Origin of the sequence: Selenomonas sputigena ATCC 35185, assembly GCF_000208405.1 — a bacterium.
Classification (GTDB): Bacteria; Bacillota; Negativicutes; order Selenomonadales; family Selenomonadaceae; genus Selenomonas; species Selenomonas sputigena.
The window spans coordinates 2,180,145-2,201,724 of record NC_015437.1; the positions used below are offsets into that span (position 1 = coordinate 2,180,145).

General features: G+C 57.0%; 15 protein-coding genes, 1 pseudogene and 1 CRISPR repeat array. Of the genes and pseudogenes, 3 read left to right on the forward strand and 13 right to left on the reverse strand.

What is annotated here, in order from left to right; all coding sequences use genetic code 11:
- Nucleotides 1-11: 11 nt before the first annotated feature.
- The 4 genes and pseudogenes from SELSP_RS10055 to SELSP_RS12585 all read right to left on the reverse strand — a co-directional run bounded on the left by SELSP_RS10055 (nucleotide 12) and on the right by SELSP_RS12585 (nucleotide 1,307).
- Nucleotides 12-257: a hypothetical protein gene (locus SELSP_RS10055; protein ID WP_006194068.1), complete on the reverse strand. Its 246-nt coding sequence runs from the start codon at nucleotides 255-257 to the stop codon at nucleotides 12-14.
- A 76-nt stretch (nucleotides 258-333) separates the two neighbouring features.
- A complete protein-coding gene (locus tag SELSP_RS10060) occupies nucleotides 334-528 on the reverse strand; it encodes a hypothetical protein (protein ID WP_013741002.1) in 195 nt (64 codons plus the stop codon).
- Nucleotides 529-575: 47 nt separating this feature from the next.
- Nucleotides 576-809, reverse strand: coding sequence for a hypothetical protein (locus tag SELSP_RS10065; protein WP_006194066.1), 234 nt, complete (start codon nucleotides 807-809; stop codon nucleotides 576-578).
- Between the two features lie 81 nt (nucleotides 810-890).
- Nucleotides 891-1,307, reverse strand: a pseudogene (locus SELSP_RS12585) (IS110 family transposase).
- 425 nt (nucleotides 1,308-1,732) lie between these two features.
- Here SELSP_RS12585 and SELSP_RS10075 point away from each other — a divergent pair.
- Nucleotides 1,733-2,053, forward strand: a complete 321-nt coding sequence (locus tag SELSP_RS10075; RefSeq protein WP_006194062.1) for a serine integrase family protein — start codon at nucleotides 1,733-1,735, stop codon at nucleotides 2,051-2,053.
- 226 nt (nucleotides 2,054-2,279) lie between these two features.
- The gene (locus tag SELSP_RS12205; RefSeq protein WP_006194061.1) at nucleotides 2,280-2,642 is read left to right on the forward strand and encodes a hypothetical protein; all 363 of its coding nucleotides are present in this window, start codon (nucleotides 2,280-2,282) and stop codon (nucleotides 2,640-2,642) included.
- A gap of 678 nt (nucleotides 2,643-3,320) precedes the next feature.
- Nucleotides 3,321-8,822: direct repeats of the CRISPR family, unit length 32 nt; unit sequence ATTTCAATCCACGCGCCCGCGTGGGGCGCGAC.
- Between the two features lie 159 nt (nucleotides 8,823-8,981).
- Here SELSP_RS12205 and cas2 read toward each other — a convergent pair.
- The 9 genes from cas2 to gyrA form a co-directional block, all read right to left on the reverse strand.
- Complete coding sequence (gene cas2, locus SELSP_RS10085; RefSeq protein ID WP_037367922.1) at nucleotides 8,982-9,272, reverse strand: CRISPR-associated endonuclease Cas2; 291 nt, start codon at nucleotides 9,270-9,272, stop codon at nucleotides 8,982-8,984.
- A gap of 27 nt (nucleotides 9,273-9,299) precedes the next feature.
- The gene (gene cas1c, locus SELSP_RS10090) at nucleotides 9,300-10,331 is read right to left on the reverse strand and encodes a type I-C CRISPR-associated endonuclease Cas1c (RefSeq protein WP_013741005.1); all 1,032 of its coding nucleotides are present in this window, start codon (nucleotides 10,329-10,331) and stop codon (nucleotides 9,300-9,302) included.
- Between the two features lie 3 nt (nucleotides 10,332-10,334).
- On the reverse strand, nucleotides 10,335-10,994 hold the full coding sequence (gene cas4, locus SELSP_RS10095) for a CRISPR-associated protein Cas4 (RefSeq protein WP_006194038.1): 660 nt from the start codon (nucleotides 10,992-10,994) through the stop codon (nucleotides 10,335-10,337).
- On the reverse strand, nucleotides 10,994-11,878 hold the full coding sequence (gene cas7c, locus SELSP_RS10100; RefSeq protein WP_006194037.1) for a type I-C CRISPR-associated protein Cas7/Csd2: 885 nt from the start codon (nucleotides 11,876-11,878) through the stop codon (nucleotides 10,994-10,996). Before cas7c ends, cas4 begins: the two co-directional genes overlap by 1 nt.
- Complete coding sequence (cas8c, locus tag SELSP_RS10105) at nucleotides 11,879-13,618, reverse strand: type I-C CRISPR-associated protein Cas8c/Csd1 (RefSeq protein WP_006194036.1); 1,740 nt, start codon at nucleotides 13,616-13,618, stop codon at nucleotides 11,879-11,881. It abuts the gene before it with no gap.
- The gene (gene cas5c / locus SELSP_RS10110; protein WP_006194035.1) at nucleotides 13,619-14,275 is read right to left on the reverse strand and encodes a type I-C CRISPR-associated protein Cas5c; all 657 of its coding nucleotides are present in this window, start codon (nucleotides 14,273-14,275) and stop codon (nucleotides 13,619-13,621) included.
- Nucleotides 14,276-14,537: 262 nt separating this feature from the next.
- On the reverse strand, nucleotides 14,538-16,796 hold the full coding sequence (locus SELSP_RS10115) for a CRISPR-associated helicase/endonuclease Cas3 (RefSeq protein ID WP_006194034.1): 2,259 nt from the start codon (nucleotides 16,794-16,796) through the stop codon (nucleotides 14,538-14,540).
- A 195-nt stretch (nucleotides 16,797-16,991) separates the two neighbouring features.
- On the reverse strand, nucleotides 16,992-17,708 hold the full coding sequence (locus SELSP_RS10120; protein WP_006194032.1) for a M48 family metallopeptidase: 717 nt from the start codon (nucleotides 17,706-17,708) through the stop codon (nucleotides 16,992-16,994).
- Between the two features lies 1 nt (nucleotide 17,709).
- Complete coding sequence (gyrA, locus tag SELSP_RS10125) at nucleotides 17,710-20,139, reverse strand: DNA gyrase subunit A (protein WP_006194031.1); 2,430 nt, start codon at nucleotides 20,137-20,139, stop codon at nucleotides 17,710-17,712.
- A 223-nt stretch (nucleotides 20,140-20,362) separates the two neighbouring features.
- Between gyrA and SELSP_RS10130 the strand changes: the two genes are divergently transcribed.
- On the forward strand, nucleotides 20,363-21,559 hold the full coding sequence (locus tag SELSP_RS10130) for a helix-turn-helix domain-containing protein (RefSeq protein ID WP_006193208.1): 1,197 nt from the start codon (nucleotides 20,363-20,365) through the stop codon (nucleotides 21,557-21,559).
- Nucleotides 21,560-21,580 lie beyond the last annotated feature (21 nt).

Below are 21,580 nucleotides of genomic sequence, written 5' to 3' on the forward strand. Positions count from 1 at the left end.
ATAGCGCGGCTCTAATAACAAAGGCGGTCCGCAAACTCTTTCGAGTGGCGGACCGCCTTTTTGTGGTAAAATTTACTTGCAAATGAAACGACGTTCGGGTCAACCTCATAGCCCGTCAAGACGCCCTCTTCCTCGTAGTCCTCCAAGGCACGCATGACACCCGCCTCATAGAGCGGCTTCGCGACGCACTCGGGCAGCTCTACACTCGGCAAGAGCCGCAGAAGCTCCTCTCTCGATGCTTGATGCAATGGCTTCACCTCCTAAAAAGGGTACAAAAAAAGCACTGTGGGCATTTTTCACAGTGCTTTTCCCTTATTCGTTTGTGGGTACAGCTCACGCCAGCTGCTGTTCTGACATCTCGTCAACAATCACGCCTTCAATATCCTCGTGCTCGATAACATCTGTTTCGATAACCCCATCAGGTTTATTGATGTCAACCACGTACGCTTTTGCAGGAACAATGACATCAGCAATATATGCCATTTCCCCCGTTTTCAACAAAACCTTGTCAAATTCTTTCACGACCATTGACATCACTTCCCCATTAGTTTTTAATATTTTTATGCCAGAAACTATCATGCCAAATATTGCGGCACTTCCTCGATGCTCTTGATGCAGCATCCCTCAATCACCATATACTCAAATGCGGGGTCGTTGAGCACCTCGACATCGTAAGCCCAGTCATCTTCATCTTCTGCGAATTGAATCGTTTTGCAAAGAAAGTTTTCATTTTTAACTGTAATAATCCTTGCTAAATTTTCCCGCAGTTGGATTTCCCTCAACTTCCGTATTTTCTCCACCGAAGTCATTTGTTCATACCCCCTTCTAGATAATACGCTCGGCGCATTCATTCAGCAACGCAATTTACATACTCAGCACTTTATCGTTTATTAGCGTGAGAACCTTTGTGCTAAGGCTGAAAAAGCGCAAAAATCCCCTAACGGTTTTTGCAAGAGGTTGCGCGAACTTTTGCCGTTGATGGCGGAAACCACGCTGGAAAGTTTGATGTTGCCCCCTTCCAGCATCCTTTGCAGACGGTTAAGTTCACGCACGCACTCGGCAATCAGGCTTTTCCTGTACCGTGACAGTTCCCTCAGCTCACGTTGTTCCCGTTTCGGAATATAGCTCACATTCAGCAGCCCATGTTACAGCAAGTCTGCAATCCACTCGGCGTCCTTCACATCCATCTTTCTGCCAGAAACATTCTTCATGTTTCTAGCATTGACGCTCATGATCCCCATGTTGGATGCTTCGAAGAGGTTGTAGACAGGCTTCCAGCAGGAACCCGTGCTTTCCATGGCGGACATCTGGCATTTTGCAGCCAAACGCGCGGCGCTCTACATCCGCGTATAGACAGATGAGCAGGCACCCTACGACTACAGTCTCGCTGAGCAAAAGTATGATTTGCGTCGCTACGCCAAGCAGTAGGGCTACGCCTTTGTCGATCTATATGCCAGTGAGGGCGCGTCGGCATGCAAAGCGCTCAAACGCCACAAAGGCCTACAGCGGCTCCTTGAGGGCGTGCAAACGGGATCCATAAACATTATTGTATCCAAATGTCTCGACCAACGTCCGCGATTACTACGCGGTGCAGCACATCCTTGAGCAACACGGCATCCTTTAGGAGTGCTCGCAAGAAAAGATTTTCAACACGACGACGACAAATGGGCGGCTCACGCTTAACCTCAAGCTACCTCTTGCACAACACGAGTGCGACCAAACCGACGATCGCGTGGGGTACATCCATGAGGGGCTGTTGTGCGATGCCAGAATCATCACTGGGCACATGCCGCTCGGCTACCGCCTCGGCGAAGACAAGCGCATACACGTCGACGAGGCTCCTGCACCCATCGTGCAGGAGATATTTCCATATTTTATTGAGCACCGTACAATCCTGAGCACGTTCCGGATGATGCGTCAAAAATACAGATACGAAAAAAGCGAGAGAGCCATTGGTCGAGCGCTGTGCAATCGTGCCTATCTCGGCGAGTATTACGGCATCAAGAGATTTTATCCGACGATCATTGATGAAAGGATTTTTGCACAGGCGTAAAAAGTTTTTGTCAATCGGACGCGGCACCCGCATAGCAAGATGACGTATCTCTTCTGAGGGGGCCTTGCACTGCTTCAAATGCGGCAGACTCCTCACGTCACGCAATCGCTAGCTCCGTGGCAAGATATGCACCCACTACACCTGTCGCAACCATACGCACGGCCGAGAGTGCCCGCACAAGACATATTGGCGAGAAAATCACGTCAAGACTAGTCTGTTGACGTCGTTGGAGCTTGAGCTGCGGCGATACCTTGCCTACGTCAACAAGATTTCCCACGGTGCCGATGCGCAGGCCATCACTATAGATGAACTCAGGACAAAGCAGGCACGACTCAAAGAACTCTACGTCGAGGGCCTGATCCAGCGCGAGGAGTTTGATATGCACTATTCTGAGCTCAATGCGCAAATCGTCGCCCTGCGTCCGCAAGCAACCGTCAATCTCGCCTACCTCGAAACCGTCGCAGCCGACGATCTCATCAAGCGCTACGAGCGCCTGAGTAAACAGTTGCGCAAAATGTTCCGCTCGCGCCTCCTCGACCAAGTACGCCTCACAGGAGACTCGCCAAAGCCCATATTTCAGGCGTTTTAGACGTCGCACTTATCTGCGTATCACGCCCCATGTGGGCGCGACTCTCGCGCAGTGGCGATGGCCGATCGTTTTGCCGATTTCAATCCACGCGCCCGCGTGGGGCGCGACGAGCCAATCATCCTGCGTCAAAACATTACTGCGAATTTCAATCCACGCGCCCGCGTGGGGCGCGACGCGTGGGCGTCCTTTTGGCGCGGCGTTGTCCCGGATTTCAATCCACGCGCCCGCGTGGGGCGCGACTCCCTTTTTCCATCCTGTTTGACATTGCTTTTCGCCATTTCAATCCACGCGCCCGCGTGAGGCGCGACAGTCAAGGCGGTCGCCAAGCATCTTGTTATAGATATTTCAATCCACGCGCCCCGTGTGGGGCGCGACATCTGGCGATCACCGAGTTTATATCCATTTTGGAATTTCAATCCACGCGCCCCGTGTGGGGCGCGACCCCATGCGCCGTTACGCGCAAACTCGATCGGCTGAATTTCAATCCACGCGCCCCGTGTGGGGCGCGACCGCATCAGCCACGCCCCACTTTCGCCGTCAACGGATTTCAATCCACGCGCCCCGTGTGGGGCGCGACATGCTACGATGCTTTTTGCCGCAGGCTAGTATCCATTTCAATCCACGCGCCCCGTGTGGGGCGCGACGGCAGGACAGAAGTATGCGGCTATCCAGCAGAATATTTCAATCCACGCGCCCGCGTGGGGCGCGACAGGTCAAAAATTTTTCATTTCTGGCATTTTTTCCATTTCAATCCACGCGCCCGCGTGGGGCGCGACAAAGGGCATGAGAACTTAAAACCGCTCACGCAGAATTTCAATCCACGCGCCCGCGTGGGGCGCGACATCGTCTCGGCGAGAATAGCAATTTCTTGCGCTGAATTTCAATCCACGCGCCCGCGTGGGGCGCGACCTTGCTTGCTCCTTCTCCGCCATGCCGATGCGCAAATTTCAATCCACGCGCCCGCGTGGGGCGCGACTGCGGCAGAGGGCAGAGATCGCCCTTGCCTTGGCATTTCAATCCACGCGCCCGCGTGGGGCGCGACCGCTCGACCTTTTCGGCGTGAGCCTGACGGATGCATTTCAATCCACGCGCCCGCGTGGGGCGCGACGCCGTTTCACAGCAGTAGCGGATGATCGTATCGAATTTCAATCCACGCGCCCGCGTGGGGCGCGACCTGTTTTCACCTGACCTACCCCCTCACATTTCCATTTCAATCCACGCGCCCGCGTGGGGCGCGACTGCCGATAAGCGACAGGGGCGCACGTCTCTCGCATTTCAATCCACGCGCCCGCGTGGGGCGCGACGCCACCAGCGGCGGCCACCCGTCTGATCGCGGATATTTCAATCCACGCGCCCGCGTGGGGCGCGACGGGTTGAACTGGAGCTTGGAATTGTACCAGCAGGCATTTCAATCCACGCGCCCGCGTGGGGCGCGACTATGTTGGCATACCATACCGGTATGCGCATCGGCATTTCAATCCACGCGCCCGCGTGGGGCGCGACCTCGCTCCATAACAACGTTATTCCTTATATCGGAATTTCAATCCACGCGCCCGCGTGGGGCGCGACTTATGGAGCATGTGCTGCGCCTTGTTTTGGACGAATTTCAATCCACGCGCCCGCGTGGGGCGCGACATGGATGTGCTTGACGGTCTCCTGCATAAATATATTTCAATCCACGCGCCCGCGTGGGGCGCGACGCCGCAATAATACGGACTTTGCGTTTTCTGTATCATTTCAATCCACGCGCCCGCGTGGGGCGCGACTTTTCCCGACGTATAGATATGTTTTCCTCCATGCATTTCAATCCACGCGCCCGCGTGGGGCGCGACCGTCAAGCCCATGGCGATTTCGTCGAGCCAAGCATTTCAATCCACGCGCCCGCGTGGGGCGCGACCACCCTTACCCATGCGGTTCAGCAATTCTCTCGTCATTTCAATCCACGCGCCCGCGTGGGGCGCGACGAGGGAGAGAAAAAGAAGCCCGCACGATCCAGCATTTCAATCCACGCGCCCGCGTGGGGCGCGACCCCACGTTTTTATATCCCGTACACGGCGGAAGCGATTTCAATCCACGCGCCCGCGTGGGGCGCGACCACCCTTACCCATGCGGTTCAGCAATTCTCTCGTCATTTCAATCCACGCGCCCGCGTGGGGCGCGACTGTGCGCGGAAACAATTTTTATATTTTATTAAGAATTTCAATCCACGCGCCCGCGTGGGGCGCGACGAGACCTCCTCATCGGTGAGGAGGTCGGCGTCCTGATTTCAATCCACGCGCCCGCGTGGGGCGCGACTACGTTAATCAGATTGGCTCTCCCGGGCAGGTCATTTCAATCCACGCGCCCGCGTGGGGCGCGACCCAACACCTACATCGCTTGTTATGAACTGCGAGCATTTCAATCCACGCGCCCGCGTGGGGCGCGACAGCGTGAATCACAAAGGCAGCAGAACGCCGTCGTATTTCAATCCACGCGCCCGCGTGGGGCGCGACCGCTCGACCTTTTCGGCGTGAGCCTGACGGATGCATTTCAATCCACGCGCCCGCGTGGGGCGCGACGTCAGGTGTATCTCAAGAGACAGTTGATAACTTATTTCAATCCACGCGCCCGCGTGGGGCGCGACTGAGGTGACGACGCTCGCATGGTGCTGGCGGCTCATTTCAATCCACGCGCCCGCGTGGGGCGCGACGGATGAGATGGCGAGGCGAGGATGGAGCCCGCAATTTCAATCCACGCGCCCGCGTGGGGCGCGACGTCGGCGCAAGAAAAACATGCGCGAGATTTTCATTTCAATCCACGCGCCCGCGTGGGGCGCGACTTGCGAACGCCGCTGCACGTCCGGGAGCAGCGCGCATTTCAATCCACGCGCCCGCGTGGGGCGCGACCCGCTTCGGCGGGCGTGCACAAACTGCAGCGCCATTTCAATCCACGCGCCCGCGTGGGGCGCGACGGGGCAGTCGGACGACAGACGAGGAGGAGGCCGAATTTCAATCCACGCGCCCGCGTGGGGCGCGACCAACGGCTGCGATACGACGTACATTCCGACACGCATTTCAATCCACGCGCCCGCGTGGGGCGCGACGAGCAGGCCGTTCGGCCGGTGGACAGGCGCAGACATTTCAATCCACGCGCCCGCGTGGGGCGCGACGTCTGCGGGGACATCCGCTGCGGCTACTTGGGAGCATTTCAATCCACGCGCCCGCGTGGGGCGCGACCAACGGCTGCGATACGACGTACATTCCGACACGCATTTCAATCCACGCGCCCGCGTGGGGCGCGACGGAGCCACGATGAAGAAAAAGTACATTGTCAATGATTTCAATCCACGCGCCCGCGTGGGGCGCGACGGAACAAGGCACCGGGAAAACACGGACGGCACTGATTTCAATCCACGCGCCCGCGTGGGGCGCGACGGAGCACAACGGTGACGCCTGCAAGAACAGGCAATTTCAATCCACGCGCCCGCGTGGGGCGCGACCGGGCGAGATGTTCAGCCTCGCGACAAGCGATCCATTTCAATCCACGCGCCCGCGTGGGGCGCGACCATGAGCTGTCTGTGGCGCAAGGAAAATCTTGTCATTTCAATCCACGCGCCCGCGTGGGGCGCGACGAAACAAGCCTTGCCGTCCGAGCGTTTCTGCTTTATTTCAATCCACGCGCCCGCGTGGGGCGCGACCACGGACGGCACTGGAACTCATCTCAGCGAGATTATTTCAATCCACGCGCCCGCGTGGGGCGCGACCATCACGAAGGATAATATTCGAGCGACGGCACGAATTTCAATCCACGCGCCCGCGTGGGGCGCGACGGAGCTTGCATTTGCAGACGCAGAGGACGAATCGATTTCAATCCACGCGCCCGCGTGGGGCGCGACCATCGTCGCCGCTCTCGTCGAGAACGAAGCGGATATTTCAATCCACGCGCCCGCGTGGGGCGCGACGCAACAAAGGCGCTGATTTTAGAGCCGTGCTTGAAATTTCAATCCACGCGCCCGCGTGGGGCGCGACGGCGGTGGATCGTGCGCTGTCTTGCCTGTCTGTGATTTCAATCCACGCGCCCGCGTGGGGCGCGACATTGGCGGGAAATGTTGATGCCGGGGGGAGGGTCATTTCAATCCACGCGCCCGCGTGGGGCGCGACCTGTCAGCCAGTATGAGGCGGCATTGGCGATGGAATTTCAATCCACGCGCCCGCGTGGGGCGCGACGAAGTGCTCGATACGATCCAGCGAGGGCTTGAAATTTCAATCCACGCGCCCGCGTGGGGCGCGACGACGCCATCATAGACGCATGGGCGGTGTGGCTCTTATTTCAATCCACGCGCCCGCGTGGGGCGCGACGCGCACCGCTGAGATTGCGCGCGAAATGACCGCAATTTCAATCCACGCGCCCGCGTGGGGCGCGACCCTCGAAGTACAGATACAAGATATGGAGGGATAAATTTCAATCCACGCGCCCGCGTGGGGCGCGACCACCGTGACGGAGCGGCGCAGTGGCACGCGAGAGATTTCAATCCACGCGCCCGCGTGGGGCGCGACGCCGGAAATGAAGCTGTTGTATGACAGCATCAAGATTTCAATCCACGCGCCCGCGTGGGGCGCGACCAAATGCCTGCGAATATGGCCTTCGTCTTTGACGATTTCAATCCACGCGCCCGCGTGGGGCGCGACCGGAAAAAACGACGAGGCGGCAGCGGAGGATGTATTTCAATCCACGCGCCCGCGTGGGGCGCGACTAAGGGAGTGTGCGGCGGCTGTGGGAAGTCTTGGATTTCAATCCACGCGCCCGCGTGGGGCGCGACACCTATGATATTGACGGCAAGCGATACGTAGAGATTTCAATCCACGCGCCCGCGTGGGGCGCGACAAGGACGACTGGCAGTCTAAGGCGGCTGTATCATTTCAATCCACGCGCCCGCGTGGGGCGCGACGATGGCAAATGCCTTTTCCGCTCGGCAGCCAATGATTTCAATCCACGCGCCCGCGTGGGGCGCGACTACCGCTCTTTGAGGCGGAAGGATTTAAGCCGCTATTTCAATCCACGCGCCCGCGTGGGGCGCGACCACAACTGGTTGGCATCCGGACGGATGAAAGCCTATTTCAATCCACGCGCCCGCGTGGGGCGCGACCGTCATCTCGAACGGTACGCTTCCGACGGAGACATTTCAATCCACGCGCCCGCGTGGGGCGCGACTGAACCTTGCCTATGTGCTCGCCAAAGTCCATAAATTTCAATCCACGCGCCCGCGTGGGGCGCGACGCTTCGGCGTCGTCGCCGACGATACGGACGCGGTATTTCAATCCACGCGCCCGCGTGGGGCGCGACCGCAATTTGAGCGCCATCGGTGGCGGCGGGCAGGATTTCAATCCACGCGCCCGCGTGGGGCGCGACTGAGCCGTTAGAGAAGTTGGAGGCGGCGACAAAATTTCAATCCACGCGCCCGCGTGGGGCGCGACGCCGAAAATTGAGGTCGAACCCGAGTTTGATCGCATTTCAATCCACGCGCCCGCGTGGGGCGCGACCCGCGCCCCTGCGCCCCGAGCTACACGCGCCGGGATTTCAATCCACGCGCCCGCGTGGGGCGCGACACAGCACGAGGGGCTTTGCTGTTTGCAGCACGACATTTCAATCCACGCGCCCGCGTGGGGCGCGACGCCTTGAGCGACTTCATCGGCACGCCCTTCGAGAATTTCAATCCACGCGCCCGCGTGGGGCGCGACCTTATGTCTATCGGTGACAACATTCGCGCAGCGCATTTCAATCCACGCGCCCGCGTGGGGCGCGACGCAAGCGCCTCGCCCGCCCCGCCGCGCGAGTAGCAATTTCAATCCACGCGCCCGCGTGGGGCGCGACGCCCTGCCGCCAGAAGGCGGGCGCGTGCCTGGTGATTTCAATCCACGCGCCCGCGTGGGGCGCGACCTGCCGTTTTCAAGCGGAACTGCCGAATATCGTAATTTCAATCCACGCGCCCGCGTGGGGCGCGACTTCATTCAACGGTGTCGGAGAATCATAGGCCGTTATTTCAATCCACGCGCCCGCGTGGGGCGCGACTTCAAACATCTTGCCGTTCGTACTCTTGGACTGTATTTCAATCCACGCGCCCGCGTGGGGCGCGACAAAAGGCAGAGAAGTGCCAAGGGCATACTATCAAATTTCAATCCACGCGCCCGCGTGGGGCGCGACTGTGCCTGTTTACACGGGCTTAATTACAGCGGTTGCGCTATATTTTTCGCGAACCTCATTTTTGGCCATGCTGTTACAGGCATTTTTCGTCGCAAAGTCCTCTGTGTGATACGGGTTCGCACAAAGATTTTGCGGCCATTCTCGCGAAGGAGATGCCTGCTACAGCATCAGAGTTCCTTCAGCCTCATAACTTGGTTTTGCACCGACGTGCTGCGTTTTTCCTGCATATTTATTGCCCAAGTTATAAAAACGCAGGCTGTCTTTTTCTTGATCAATCAACGATGTCAATTCATGCCGCAATGTGCAGAACTGTGCTTCATCGAGAACACATTCAAACACGGAATTCTGCACGCGCTGTCCGTGGCGCACGCAGCACTTCGCCACTTTTCTCAAGCGTGTGCGGCCGGCAGATGTTTCCGTATTGACATCGTATGTCACGAGAATCAACATTTCCACCGCCCCCTCCATCTTTCCTGCTTATTTCCACAAAAACGCCGGATATTCCTCCAAGTCGCCGCGTAAATATCGTGCCAGCAGGAGGGATTGGGCATGGGGAACTAAGCCCCAAGGGAGTTTTTCCTTGAGAAACGGATGCGTGATCTGTTCCCGCTTCTTATCCTGCCATTCCTTGAGGACGAGCTTACGCCCAGCATCATTGAGCCAGACGGCGCCATTCTCTTTTTTCTCAAAATGCTCCGGCTTGATGATGCGATTGTTGATCAGCGTGAGTACGAGGCGATCGACAAAGAGGCTTCGAAGTTCCTCCATGAGATCGAGCGCCAAGGATTCCCTACCCGGGCGATCGCGGTGCAGGAAACCAACATACGCATCAAGTCCCACGCCTTCCAACGCGGAGGCACAGTCATGCGCCAGCACGGTATAAAGAAAAGACAGCATGGCATTGACGCGATCGAGAGGCGGACGCTTGAGGCGGCCTTCCAAGGAAAATGCGTCCTTGTTCTGCAAAATGAATTGATTGAACAACGAGAAGTACAGATGTGCGGCATTTCCTTCAATACCGCGCATTTCATCAAGCGACTGCACTCGATGCAAGCTCTGCAGGCTGCTTTTGAGTTCCGCACTCACTTGCGCAAGCGCCGTCAGATCCAAGCTCAGCGGATGGTCGCGCTTCATTCTTTCGACAAGGGTACGCGTGTTGAAGATTTTTCCGAAAAGGAAATCTGCCGCGAGTTTCGCACTCTCCGCATCATCTTCCGAGCGGCGATACTGCTCCTTCCGCAGGAGCACATTGCCTCGCACTTCCCCACAGGAGCGCGCAAGGAATCGCCCGCGCGGACTGAAAAAGCAAAGCCCGATTTTCGCTTGGGCGCACGCGCCCATCAAGGCAGGGCTCGCGCCCTTATAGGTGAAGCAAAGGATATTTTCCAAAGTGAGCAGCGGAATCCGTCCCAGCACTTTTTCTTCCTGCAGTACGACGACATTCTCATTTTCCAAAGCCACATACGCATCTTCGGTCAAAATGAACAGGGTATTGAGCATATGACGCATAGCTCACACCCCCTTCAAGGCAGCTGCATAATAGTCGAAAACATCCACCGCTTTTTCCAGCTTCGGCAGGCACAGGTCTTTCAGCGAACAGCTGCGGCATTTTTTCGTCACCTTGACCTTGGGTGTCGCCCTGCGGGAATATTCCTTGTGCATCTCAGCGAGCGTATGCAGAACGAAATCTCGCAAATCTTGCGTGATTTCCACCTTCTGCCGCCGATGGATTTCATCATAAAAAAGATAACCGACAGGAATCTGGCAGCAAAGCATTTCCTCAAGGCAAAGCGCCTGCAGGACGAGCTGCGAAACATCCTCTTCGCCGTCTTTCGTCTTGCCGCGCTTGTATTCAACGGGGACGGGACGCCAAAATCCTTCCTGCCCGTGCAGTCGCGCACCTGCCTTTTCCCTGTGAAATTCCACGACATCCGAGATGCCGCTCACACCGAGCTTTGCCGAAGAAATGCGCAGGGCACGCGCCACGAGCAAATCCCCGCGCGATTCGTGCAGACTGCCGTCATGACATTTCTCGTGGACAATCTGCCCCTCGACTGTACGCAAGTTTTCCTGCCATTGCTGCTCGATGTGAATGAGCGCCCACTGCCTGCGGCAAAAGAGGAAATGCTGGATGCCGGCGACATCCAGCCACTCCTCTTCGCGATATGCCATCAGCTCATGCGCGTGCAGGTCACGCCTTCCGGCAGATCTGCTTCGTCAACGGTGACCTCATAATCCTGATAGCTGCGCGCCGGCTCCTCCGTCGCCTTCTTTTTGACATGAATGCGCTCAAAAAGCTTGTAGGACGGCGCATTGCCAAGCTCGCTTTCGTGGCGGAAGACGATGAGTTCGCGCGTCGCCATATTGCCGCGCGCCGCCGAGCGGTCAAGCTCAAACATGCGCAGGATCGCCTGCCACAAGAGCGCCAAGTCCTCTTCGGAGAAGCCCGTCGTCTTGCGCGCAAGGTTTGCTGAAACATAGCCTTCGACCTTGTAGAGCGCATAGGGTACGATGAATTTGCGGCCGATTTCCGTCTTCTTCGTCTGCGCGTCCTTCACCGTCGTGATCGCCGTGCGCGTGATGGTGATCTCCTGCGGCAGAATGGGATCGATGCTGCGCGCAAAGCCGAGCTGCACGGGACCGCGCACCTGCCCGCAGTTCAGCGCTCCCTGCACGAAGGTCGTCATGACGGCGCCGAAGGTGCGGATATCGAAGAAATTGCTGCACATGAAGTCGCGAATCTTGCCGTCAATCGCAGGATCTGAGGCCTTGACCTTCTTGATGTCCTTGATGCCGAGGTGGTCGCACGCCTCCTGATCGCTTTGAACGAGCGGCACGTTTTCCTTGATGTAAATGCGATAGCCCGGCTTCCCTTCCTGCGCCGTTTCCACGTAGTTGCGAATCTTCCGCTTGAGGCAAACGTCGGTGACCAGTCCGTATCCGGTCTCTTGATCGACGCGCGGCATGTTGCCCGCATCGGGATCGCCGTTCGGATTGCCGTTTTCGACATCAAAAAGAATGACAAAATCATACCGATTTTTGATTGCTTCCGCCATTTACTTTTCCTCCTTCTTTTCGTACCGCTTCTGCTTCTGATGATAGTAACCAAGGATGAATACGCCCTGCTCCTCAAGCGGCAAATGACGCGGCATATCCTTGGCGTCCAGCTTTCCCATGATCTCCGACAGCTTCTTGTCCAAATAAACTCTGGGAGCCGCCTCCAACTTTTTCAAGTGATGAAGCGCGAGCTTCTGCAGCATCGGGAACACGTGCGCCGGCGTTCCACAGGCAGAATCAAAGAAACGGTCGCGAATCGTCGCCTTGATCTCAGGATTCGCTTTCTCCTGCACCTCTTCCAAAACGGCGAACCAGCGTCCGAGCAAATAAGCAACATCGGTCGAGTTTTCATCTAATGCCACAGCGATCTTCCTCCCTCGATTTCGCATCAAATATGCTTTCAAAAAGCCGGCGCGCCTTGCATTGATTTTCCGCTCCCCCTGCTCTGCATGAATGCGCAGCAAAATGTTTTGGAATACGGACACGGGATACTTGCCGCCGGTCAAAACGGCCCGCAGCATGGCTCCTGCCATGATGGGAGAAGCCATCTTCACCTTGGCGTTGGGATTCACCGTTTCACGCAGGAGCTCCCACAATGGCACATTGCCGCGCGTCTCCCAGCTCGGGCGAACAATCTTCATCTGCTCCATGTGCAGGGCGAGATTTCTCAAGAAATCTCCGAAAGATCCTTGCAGGAAGAATCGTACGGAAAGCCGCGCCGCATTGGGCGCCAGACCCAGGATATAGCAGGGATTGGCATAGGAGATTGCCACGCCCTCGTAGTCGATCGCCGCCCCTGCCTGCACCTTTTTCAGCACGGCGTCCAGCAGATCATCGGTCATCTTATCTTCATCGCCGAAAAGCATGCCGCAAAGCAAGTCTTGTGCCGCCTCGCTCTCCTCCTCGGCCCAATAGACCATCGTCGTGTCGCCTATGATCTTCGTATGCTCGCGATCAGCAAGCAAGGCATTGAGCGCCGTGCCGTAGGCAAACGCCGCCTTCTTCGACACGGGAGCATTGCCGCCCTGCTCGCCGTCGTGACCGTAGGATTCGTAGGCATTGGCATTGAAGGAGACGAGCATGGCTCCCGTTGCTTGGGCGCCCGTGACACCCTTGAGCGCCGGATGCTTGGCGGCGATCGGCGCCAATGTGCCCGTCACGAGGCAGCGGCGCTTTTCCTTAGACCCGCTGTCATCAAGGTATTTTTCCCATGCCTCACACACGGCAGGATCTTCGTGCACGAAGGTACGCGCCACACGAAACACGAGGTTCGCCCCCGCCGAAATCTCGGCGGCATAGGGTCCGAGAGCCGGATGTGTGTGCAGCACCTCCTTGCCGCCCTGCCAACGCTCGAAAAAGGCGAGAACGGCTCGAGCCGCCTCCGACTGGACACCGCCTAGGACTTCTTCATGCAGTTTCTTCGCGGCTGCAAAGCATTCTGCCGTGCGCTTCGCCTTGTCCTTCTCATCCAGCCCCAAAAAGTACGACGAATTGTCGCAGAGAAAGAACGGGCAGATTCCACTTGCACGCGTCTCCCCCATCGGGACAATAATCCGCCTAGGGACATTCACCTGCTTTTTGCCGCGCATCGTCTGTTGTGCGAGCGGCATCACCTGGAGCAAGTCGCCTGCTTCGGAAAGCACGAGCGCGAAGAGTACGCCACGATATTCCCAGCCTGCCTGCGGCAACCGTCCCTCTTTGCACTCCGTCTCATATCTTTTAACCAGTGCTTGGAGCATTTAACGATACACCCCGCAATCCCTAAGGTCGAGCACGCCGTCCACAAGCTGTGCTTGGAAAAACATCGGCTGAAGATTCTTGGGATCCGAGTAGTCGATATCATAGAGCATGAAGCCCAGATCTTTCGTTTCCCCATTCGTCGGCGGAAGCTCCGCTTCCTCGTACAGCCGGAAGCGCGCGGGAAACTCGCGGCAGCCCAGATACGGTGCATGATAGCACTGTCCCTTGCGTGCGCGTCGGCAGAACATCTCACGAAATTTCCCCTCGTTGTCCGATGCCGATGCCTTCTCCGTCATCTCGAAATGCGCTTCAATGATGTAATGCGGCTCCTTCAAGATGGTGGCGGCACGCTGCTGGATATCCTCCTTCGTGGACTGATAGAGTTCCCCACGCTCTTTCTCCGCAAAAGCCTTCACCGTACGCGCAGGAATCTTTGCCTTGAGCTCATTGCGGCGGACATTCGTGAATTGTGTCTTGGCGAGGACATAGATGCGATCAACCACCCAATGCAAGCCAGGATGCCAAAACACGGCTTCCAAGACCCCTCGCGCTGCGCTCGGCGTCATGACGGCGTAGGAAAAGCGCTCCGCCTTCAACTCCGGCCGCGTAAAGCACGCCGCTTCGCCCCAAACCTCAAGGCGAACGCCATAGGCCATAAAATCACCTCCATACTTCTTGTGTTTGGTATATTTCTAGATAAAGATATCATAGAAGATTAGAATTGTCAATAATAAATTATATAATCTGCGAAGAAAATTGACAGATCCATATATAAATAATAAAATAACATCGTCGTGAAAGCCTCATCTTCACGAGGATTGAAATTTGTGTTTGGTCACATGCAAAACGAGTGCGGGGAGATTTTTCAAATCTCCCCGCTTTCGTCTGTGCGGAGAAACACGATTCCATGCAGCGAATCTACAGGAACATTCCTTCGCCCTCTCCAACATTATTCGACAGACCCTTTTCTGAGTCATATACCGCCATATCAACGAGCACGGCGAGGTTTTCATCCAGCATACGGATCTTTCCCTGCGCGGCAAGCTGTTCGAACGGCGCTTCAGCATATCCCGTATAGACAGTCACGATGTAGCGTCCAACCTTTCGCATAAGCGAGCGCGATCTCTCTCCTTGTTCCAGCCGCGCCAAGAGCGCCTGTCCCTCCTCGGTTTGCGGAATGAAGATCGGCTTGGTACGATCCTCGATCAGGCGGACATCGTCTGCAATATCGGCAAAGGCAAACTTCCCCGACTGTCCCATGATGTCTTTCTTGTCCAGACGATTCTTGCCGCTCAGATCGTACAGCTCTTCAAAGTAGCGGCGGATCGCTTCGGGACTTGCCAAGTCTTCGGCAAAACTCCGCGCCACATTCTTTGTGATCTCAGCTGCCAGCTGCGCATTTTTCGCCAGCTTTTCCAGAGAAAAGACATGCACAGCGCTTTCCTCTGCCGACCTCCTGCCCTCACGATTGCAGCGGCCCGCCGCCTGCACGATGCTGTCGAGACCGTTGATCTCGCGGTAGACGCAGGGGAAGTCGAGGTCGACGCCGGCCTCCACAAGGCTCGTCGAAATGACGCGGCACGGCTTGCCGTCCTTGAGCCGTGCGCGAATCTCTTCCAGTACCTGCTCGCGATGCACGGGATAGAGATTCGTGGACAAGTGGTACGTTCCTTCGTCTTCCCGCAGCAAATCGAAGACACTTTGCGCCGTCTTTTTCACATTGACGATGCAAAGCACCTGCTCATGAGCCGCCAGCTCTTCGGCAAGCTCCTCTTCCGTCATTGTCTCTTCGCGCAGCTCGATCTTCGTGCGCCGGAAAAATGCTGCATTTTCCATGAGCGCCGGGCAGATTTCCAGCGGCTGCATATCAGCGGAGAAAAACTGCCCGAGGGGCGGCTGCGTCGCCGTGCAGAGCACCGCCGTACACGCATAGTGCCGCACGAGCGCCTCGATTGCGGCGAGCGAGGGACGCAAGTAATCAATCGGAATCATCTGCGCCTCATCGAAGATCACGATGCTCTCGGCAAGATTGTGCAGTTTGCGGCATTTCGACGGGCGATTGGAAAAAAGTGATTCGAAAAACTGCACGTTCGTCGTCACGATGACGGGCGCATCCCAGTTCTCCGTCGCCAGCCGCTTGCGGTTCATATCCATATCCTGCACATCGTCATAATCCACATTCTGATGATGCTCGACGACACTGTCCGACCCCAGCAAATCCCGAAAGACAGCCGCATTCTGCTCGATGATCGACGTATACGGTATGACGTAGATGATGCGCCTGCGCTTTCTCTTGGCATGAGCTGCATAATGCAGGGCAAACGCCAGGGAAGAAATCGTCTTGCCTCCGCCTGTCGGTACGGTTAGCCGGTATAAACTCCCTCGTGCTTCTTTTCCTGCGGCGATGCTCTCGGCGAGGAGTGCGGAGCGCTTTTCATTGATCGGCAACTGTAGTTTTTGCTTTTCTTTTTCCGTCTTCGGCTTCGAGAATTTCTCTTCAAGGCTCTCCTGCAGGCGTTCGAGCAAGGTTTCCACAGAAGCAAAACCTTCCCTCTCGACATTCCCCGCCGACATGAAGTCTTCCGTGTCGAGAAAGTCCGCATCGACGAGACAGGAGAAAAGCATGCGCGTATAGAGCATCGCGGAGAGCGGCGCACGCGCGGCTTGCGCCAACAAGAGCGACGAGGGCGGCAAGGTCTGCGGCAGATCGGCCTCGTGATAAGCATGGTAATCGGGCAGATTCCGTCGCTTGAGTCTGCCCAAAAGCGTGCCGTCTTCCGCTGTATTCGCTGACGTACCCTGGTTCGGTATGCCGCCATGATGCCCTGCGATGCAGAACGCCATCACCTGCGCCATGCCTCTAGCAAGCCTTTTGCTTTGCTCATCGTCCGCGCTCTGCCGCAGCTTCACGATCTCCTGGGCCCCTGCCGTCGAATGGTCGATGCGGCCTCTGCGCCTTTTCTTCTCCGCCTCGTCCGCGCGCAGATACTCTTGAAACTCGCGCGAATACTTGCCGATATCGTGATACAAGCCCAAGAGCCGCCCCATCGCCTCCTCGCCAAAAGCGGCGGCAAAGCGCCCTGCAAGATCGGCAACGCCCGTCAGATGGTCGAACAAAAGCTGCTCGCGCCCCGTTTCTTCATCAAGATGTCCAAGATAAGCAGAAGATTTTGTCATTTTTACTTCCTCCCCAGAAACGACGACAAGATCGATATAGTCCCATCCGACGTCCGCACGAACATCAAAAAAATCCTATATAGTATTTCGACAAACAATTTCCATTTCCTGTATAGATGCTCCTGCACTGCCGGCAGCAAAGCGTCAAAAGAGCCGCCTCACCGTACGACGGCGGGCGGCTCTTTCCTATTTTCTTCAATCCCCGAGCGGCGTGTTGACGATCTTCTTGCGCTCGCGCCAGTCGGGGCAGAACTTGTCCATGAGGCTCTTGAAATGCGCGTTGTGGTAGCGCTCCCATAGATGCGTAAGCTCGTGGATGATGATGTATTCGAGGCAGGCGGACGGATATTTGGCGAGCTGCAGATTCAGCCAGATGCGGCGCGCGCGGATGTTGCAGGTGCCCCACTTCGTCTTCATGTTCTTGATGCGCCATTCAGCGGCGCTCTTGCCGACGATCGTCTCGGCTCGTGCCAAGAGCGGCGGCACGGCGCGCGCGAGTTCGCGGCGATACCATTCGTTCAGCAGAGCTTCACGCTCGGCGGGGATGCTCTCGGCCTCCTGCGCCTTGAGGCTCAGGATGAGTCGGCTGCCGTCTCGCAGGACGATGTTGCAGCCACGCCCGAACTTCACGGTGAGCTGGAGCGCCTCGCCCCAGACGAAGAAGCGCTCGCCGCTTAGGAAGCGGCGAGCGCTTGGCAGAGGACTCGCGGCGATCTTCGCCTGCTTTTCCTCGATCCATGCCGTATGCTTGGCGACGAAACGTGCGAGCTCTTCGAGCGTCGCGCGCTTCGGTGCGCTCAAGCGCACCGTGCCTGCGGGCGGCACGACGCGCAGATAGATGTTCTTGATGGACTTTCGTTCAAGCTCGACGGGGATTCCCGCGAGCGCCAGAGATATGACGGGCTTTCCCATATCAGTTATTCTTCTGCTCCATCGCGGCGAACGACGCTGCCTTGTCGCCTTCGCCGAGACGCACGACCTTGACGCCCTGCGTGTTGCGGCTGATGACGGAAATCTCGTCGACCTTCGTGCGGATGACGATGCCGTCCGTCGTGATGAGGATCAGCTCCTGTCCTGGACGCACGACCTTGAGGCCGATGACCGCGCCCGTCTTTTCCGTGACCTTCATGTTGATGAGGCCCTTGCCGCCGCGCGTCTGCAGACGATATTCGCTCGTCGCCGTGCGCTTGCCGTAGCCTTCCGCCGTGATCGTCAGAACCTCGGCATTGCGCGCGAGGTTGTCCATGCCAACGACCACATCGCCCGCCTTCAGATTGATGCCCTTGACGCCGCGCGCCGTGCGTCCCATCGAGCGCACATCGTCTTCGGCGAAGGCGACCGCCATGCCGCCCGCCGTGCCGAGTATCACATGCTTTTCGCCGTCCGTGAACTTGACGCCGATGAGGTCGTCGTCCTCGTCGAGGTTGATCGCATTGAGCCCGCCTCTGCGGATCGACTGGAACTCGGAAAGGCTCGTCTTCTTCACGATGCCCTTCTTCGTCGCCATGAAGAGGTAGCGTTCGGGCAAGAACTCCTTGACCTGGATGACCGCTGTGATCTTCTCTTCGCTCTCAAGCTGCAGCAGGTTGATGATCGCCGTGCCCTTCGCCTGGCGGCTCGCCTCGTTGATCTCGTATGCCTTGAGACAGTAAACGCGCCCGCGGTTCGTAAAGAAGAGGATCGTGTGGTGCGTCGTCGTGACGAGGATATTTTCGACGAAGTCGGCTTCCTTCGTGCCCATGCCCGTCACGCCGACGCCGCCGCGCTTCTGGCGACGATATGTGTCGAGCGGCATGCGCTTGATGTAGTTGTTATGCGTGAGCGTGATGACGACGTCTTCCTGCGCGATGAGGTCTTCGACGTTGATCTCGGATGTGTCGATCGTGATTTCCGTGCGGCGCTCGTCGCCGTACTTCTCGCGCACGGCAAGAAGCTCGTCCTTGATGATCTTGTCGATCTTTCCCTCGTCGGCGAGAACGGATTTGAGCCAGTCGATCATCTTCAAGACCTCTTGGTACTCTTCCTCGATCTTCTCGCGCTCAAGACCCGTCAGACGCTGCAGACGAAGATCGAGAATCGCCTGTGCCTGCTTCTCGCTGAGCTTGAAGTCTTCCATCAGGCGCTCACGCGCGATGTCCGCCGTGCGGCTCTCGCGGATCGTCGTGATGACGGCGTCGAGGTGATCGAGCGCGATGGTCAAGCCTTCGAGGATATGAGCGCGCGCCTCGGCTTTCGCCAATTCGTACTTCGTGCGCCGCGTGATGACGTCCTGCTGGTGCTTGATGTAGTAATGCAGCACCTCTTTGAGCGTGAGCACGCGCGGACTGCCGTCGACGAGCGCGAGCATGATGACGCCGAAGCTGTCCTGCAGCTGCGTGTGCTTGTAGAGCTGGTTCAAGATGACGTTGGCATTCGCGTCGCGGCGCACGTCGATGACGATGCGCATACCGCTGCGGTCGGACTCGTCGTTCAAGGCCGTGATGCCCTCGATCGCCTTGTCGCGCACGAGCTCGGCGATCTTCTCGACGAGACGCGCCTTGTTCACCTGATAGGGCAGCTCCGTCACGATGATGCGCGAGCGGCCGCTCGACGTCGTCTCGATGTGCACGCGCGCGCGCAGCTTGATGACGCCGCGCCCTGTCGTGTATGCCTGACGTATGCCCTCCGTGCCGAGGATCAGTCCCGCCGTCGGGAAATCCGGCCCCTTGATGACCGTCATAAGCTCTTCAACGGTAGCATCGGGGCGATCGATGAGCATCAACGTGCCGTCGATGACCTCGCGCATATTGTGCGGCGGGATGTTCGTCGCCATGCCGACAGCAATGCCCGCCGTGCCATTCGCAAGAAGCTGTGGGAACTTCGCGGGCAGCACGGTCGGCTCTTTCAAGGACTCGTCGTAGTTCGGTGCGAAATCCACCGTTTCCTTGTCGATGTCCTGCAGCATGAGCTCCGCGACCTTCGACATGCGCACCTCGGTGTAGCGCATCGCCGCCGCCGGATCGCCGTCGACCGAGCCGAAGTTGCCGTGACCGTCGGCGAGCATGTAGCGCATGGAAAAATCCTGCGCCATGCGCACGATCGCGTCGTAGACGGAACTGTCGCCATGCGGGTGGTACTTACCGAGGACTTCGCCGACGATGCGCGCCGACTTCTTGTACGGCTTGCCCGACCCCATGCCCGCTTCCTGCATCGCATAGAGGATGCGGCGGTGCACGGGCTTCAGACCGTCGCGCACGTCCGGCAGGGCGCGGGCGACGATGACGCTCATGGCGTAGTCGATATAGGAATTCTTCATCTCACTTGCGAGATTTACAGGAACGATCTTCCCCTCGCCAAAATCCACACTCTCACCCCAAAAATATAATCGAGATAATATCTAACCCGAATAGTATATCATTTTTCAGCCAAAAAGTCCATGCGGCGAAAGGCGATGCTCAGGCATAACGGCATCAGGTAAATTTCCAAAGTAAATCCCACATAATAGGTCACTAACGGGATTTACTCTGAGAAGAATTTATGGCTGAATTTAGTGTGAGAAATCTCTCTACACAAAGGAGGCTGTCATCATGAAGCAAGCAGACAACAACAAGAAGAACAAGCACCTTACTGCACAAGACCGCCAGGAAATCATGAACGGGCTCGACAGGGGATTGTCCTTCAAGGCGATCGCCCTGCTCGTTCAGAAAGATCCTACCACCATATCTTACGAAGTGAAGCGACATCGCAAAGAGCACCGCAATGCGTTCGTGCAAACAGACGAACTCTGCCCCTTGCTCGAAAAGGCACCCTTCGTCTGCAACGCCTGCCCCAAGCGCCGTTCTGCTAACTGCCGCTTCCTCCGCCTTCTCTATGTCGCTCCGCAGGCACATGCCGAATACGAAGCGCTCCTGCACGATGCACGCGAAGGCATTCCGTTGAACCGTGCGTCTTTTTACAAGCAGGATCGCATCATTTCCTCTTGCATTGAGAAGGGGCAGCACATTTATCATATCGTCGCTTCTCACCCAGAGCTCAATGTGTCTCTCAGCACAGTTTATCGGCATTTTTCCAAGGGATATTATTCGGCTTCCAAGATTCACCTTCCACGCGCCGTAAAGTTCAAGCCTCGCAAAAAGAAGCGGGCGGATGTCGTTCCTTCTGCCATAAAGAAGGAACGCACCTATGCGGATTTCCTCGCTCATATGGAACGGGAAGGGCTTAGCGCACATACGCAGCTTGATACCGTTATCGGAGTTTCAGGCGGCAAAGTCATCCTCACCGTCCACTTCACTGCGTTCAATTTCATGTTCGGGCTTCTGCTCGAAAACAAGACGGCTGTGCAGGCTGCCTTGAAGTTCCAAGAGGTCAAACGAACTTTGACTGCAGGCGGTTTTGCTTTTCCTGCCCTTATGCCCGTGATGCTTACGGACAACGGTGGAGAGTTCTCCGATGTTTTCGCCTTTGAGAACAATCTTGAGGGGGAAAAGGAGGCCTGCCTTTTTTTCTGCGATCCCATGCAGTCTTACCAGAAGGCGCAAATTGAGAAGAATCACACGCTTTTTCGCGATATTGTGCCGAAGGGGTCTTCTTTCGACCATTTCACACAGGATACCGTCAATTTGATTTTTTCGCACATCAATGGCGTCCGTCGCAACATTTACAGCGGCAAGTCTCCCTATGAGATGTTTACGTTCGCTTTTTCCGAGGAACTGGCTGCTCTTTTGGGCATCTCGTATGTTGCGCCGGAAGATGTCGTGCAGTCTCCTAGACTTCTAAAGGGCTGATCTTGCGCTGCACATCTTTCT